Below are 3,364 nucleotides of genomic sequence, written 5' to 3' on the forward strand. Positions count from 1 at the left end.
ATTTACTATTCCTGGTATTCAAGAAAAATATCCCAAACGAAATCCGCTTCCACTCCTACTCGATCCCACTGCAAAAACACCGCCCTTTCCATCCACTACAACTAGAGTCCGAAACTTTATTTAATCAACAAAAGAAACTCATGATCAGTATGCTTATCTTCGTATTCCTTGTAAGGATTAGTCTTTTCGTCGCTTCCTTTATCGGTATCTCCGTCTCTTTAGTTGCTGTATGTGGTTCTTTTATCCTGTTGATGTGGAGATGGATTTACTTAAAAGTAAATCCAAAAGACGTGGTCGGAAAAATTCCTTGGCATATCTTAATATTCGCCTTTAGTATGTATGTCATCATCTTTGGTTTACACAATATTGGATTATCGCAACTCCTCTTAACCTATCTAAAACCAATCGTAAACGATAGTTTGCTTCATGCTAGTTTAATCATGGGTGTGATCACTGCCTTTCTATCCAATATCTTTAACAATCATCCTGCATTAATGATATCAACTTTGGCCCTGACGGATATGGGACTCGATCCCCTATTAACAAAAACAGTTTACTTATCAAACATCATAGGCAGTGACGTAGGCTCGCTAATCCTCCCAATTGGGACGCTTGCAACATTACTTTGGATGCATATATTAAAGACGAATAATATTAAAATAACTTGGTTGGAATATATAAAAGTTACCATAGTTGTCATACCGGCGACACTAATTTTCACCCTGATATGCTTATACTTATGGCTATTGCTTGTTTTTGCTGGATGACACTAAATAAGGACTCATCACTTGATGGGTCCTTTATTTAATGACGATTTGAACCACTTTCCGAACAAATGGAAAGAGAACGCACCCTAGATAAACTCCCAACAAGTTCAAGAGTAAATCATCAATATCCAAGCTCCCACGATGGGAAACAAATTGCAAAACTTCGATACAAGCAATCATCAGGAAAGCGATAAATAATGCTTTCCATTGAGTAAAATCTTTAAGTTTTAAGAATAGGCCGTAGGGAATGAACAAACCAATGTTAGCAGCAAGGTTATAAAAAGCGATTAACCAGTTCACTTTTCCTGATAAATAAAATGTAACAGTGGAAAAGGGAACAAGATTTATGGAGTTATAGCTTTGATCATTCGGCCGAAAAAATAATAAAATAACGAGTGCCAAGGTGTAAAGAGTCAGCAAACCCAAAAATAATCGATAGGGTAGATAAATCATTTCCTTTCTAATTAGTAAGACGAAAAAACTGACTAGCCCGATCATACATAACAGGACAACACCCAGAACGATTGGGTGTAAATACGAAACTAATCGAATTAATACGGGGGACAAAACCATAAAGATTCCAAAAGATATCAATATTGCAGTGAGTAAAGATTTTTTCACTTATTGGATCCTTTTAGATAATATTCAACCATCATTTCTTCAGGGACCATACTTCCGCCAGTTGCCCAAATGATATGGGCTGCATGGCTCATTTTTTTCGATAAATCATGCTTCTCTAAATAATTCATTCCCTTACCGTATAAGAACATGGGACCCATCATACCTGCTAGTGCAGAAGGCTCAAGATAAATATCCTCTGTATCAACAAGGTCCTTAAGATGTTTGTATAAATGTTCGTCACTAATCGTATAACTGCCACTTAGAAAGGGTTCGATTATTTTACCGACAAATCCAGAGGGTCTGCCGACAGCAAGGCCATCCGCATCTGTTAGATTATCAATCCCAATATCTTGGACGGAAATTTGATCATGCAACCCGGTCATTAATCCGAGTAACATACAGGGTGAGTGGGTTGGTTCTGCGAAAAAACAATGGACATTATCTTTAAACAGTTGCTTTAAACCAAAGGCAACTCCACCTGGACCACCGCCAACTCCGCATGGCAGGTATACAAATAATGGGTGATGTTCATCGACTTGGATTTCTAACTCGTCTAACTGCTTCTTCAACCGAGATGCCGCAACTGCGTATCCTAAAAATAAATCATGGGAATTTTCATCATCGACGAAATAACAGCGAGGATCTGCTGCGGCTTGGATTCGCCCTTGCTCAACAGCTTTACTGTAATCCGCCTTATATTCCATGACCTGCACATTTTTGCTGCGAAGTAAGTCTTTTTTCCATTGTTTTGCGTCCGCAGACATATGTACTGTAACCTTAAATCCTAACTTGGCACTGATGATCCCAATACTGAGGCCTAAATTTCCAGTTGAACCTACGGCAATCGAGTACTGTGAAAAGAAGGATCGGAATTTTTCATCCGCCAATATGGAATAATCATCTTGAATGGTTAACATGTGATGTGATAGTGCCAAGTCTTCTGCATGTTTAAGGATTTCATAAATTCCACCTCTGGCTTTAATCGATCCAGAAATCGGCAGATGGCTATCACACTTTAATAATAATTCACCTAAAAGTGGTTGATTTAAATTGTCCGTCACTTTTTGCTGCATGGATGGTATTTTTACTAATGGCGATTCAATCAACCCATTGGCTGCTTTTGTTTCCGGGAAAACCACTGCAAGATAGGGAGCAAACCGTTTTAACCTTTCCTCCGCATCCTTAATATCAGCTGCAGTAAGGGGTGATGTTTCAATTGCTTGTTTGGCGCTTACCATATTTGGATTCACCCAAAATACTTCATCAAAAGATTTTAGTTTTTCTAACAATGGAAAAGGGTTATTCTTAAGCCATGTTTGTATTTCCAGACCATTCATTTTATTCATTGGAATCCCCTGTCGTTTGGAATTATTTTTAATAGCAGTTTTATTTTAACACATCAATTATTTCAATAATGCTAATTTGTTAACCTAATAATTAGGAAGCCCGTCATATTTATAAGAAACAGGGTTCGAACTTGTCCATGAAGAGAACCATCATAGTTTTGGCCACGACTAAATCGGTGAGACCTGGAAATTGTTAATAAAATAAAAAATAGATAGTAGTTGTCTTTAACACTTATTTGCCTTTTGAATATTATTTAAATAAAAGGCATGTGAGGGACATGTATTTAGTTGGCTTTTACTCTCCAAAGGCAAAATCAGGTGTAACTGAATTGGCTTTATCCATTTTTAATTGGCTTAAATTAAATACAAATTTAGCTGCAGCATTTATTTCGTACGGGTCCTTAGAAAAAGAAGAGACTTCTCCTGAACTTATCCACGAATTTTCAAAATTGTCTTTAACCGAACAAAAACGAAAAATAAAGATTATGAAGAATGATTACGATATCATTATTTATGATGCATCCAGTCAACTCTCAGAAGGAGTATTGAAACTTTTACCATATGTTGACCGATTATTTGTAGTAGGGGAAGAACATACCGATTTTGCGGTTAAACTGCAAAAGATTATTC

General features: G+C 37.0%; 4 protein-coding genes. 2 read left to right on the top strand and 2 right to left on the bottom strand.

From position 1 onward, the window contains the following. On the top strand, positions 1–767 hold a 767-nt coding region (locus tag V7137_RS27325), incomplete at its 5' end, for an ArsB/NhaD family transporter (RefSeq protein ID WP_335700980.1). Between the two features lie 33 nt (positions 768–800). Here the strand turns inward: V7137_RS27325 and V7137_RS27330 are convergent. Both V7137_RS27330 and V7137_RS27335 read right to left on the bottom strand, forming a co-directional pair. Further along, positions 801–1,388, bottom strand: coding sequence for a VanZ family protein (locus V7137_RS27330; protein WP_335700981.1), 588 nt, complete (start codon positions 1,386–1,388; stop codon positions 801–803). Beyond that, complete coding sequence (locus tag V7137_RS27335; protein ID WP_335700982.1) at positions 1,385–2,734, bottom strand: D-serine ammonia-lyase; 1,350 nt, start codon at positions 2,732–2,734, stop codon at positions 1,385–1,387. Before V7137_RS27335 ends, V7137_RS27330 begins: the two co-directional genes overlap by 4 nt. Before the next feature lie 278 nt (positions 2,735–3,012). Between V7137_RS27335 and V7137_RS27340 the strand changes: the two genes are divergently transcribed. Then, on the top strand, positions 3,013–3,364 hold a 352-nt coding region (locus tag V7137_RS27340), incomplete at its 3' end, for a hypothetical protein (protein ID WP_335700983.1).

The organism is Neobacillus drentensis (assembly GCF_036962765.1).
GTDB lineage: Bacteria > Bacillota > Bacilli > Bacillales > Cytobacillaceae > Neobacillus > Neobacillus drentensis_C.

Excerpts from the sequence above, each read along its gene's own strand:
- V7137_RS27335 (WP_335700982.1), bottom strand. The coding sequence starts at position 2,734 with ATGAATAAAATGAATGGTCTGGAAATACAAACATGGCTTAAGAATAAC.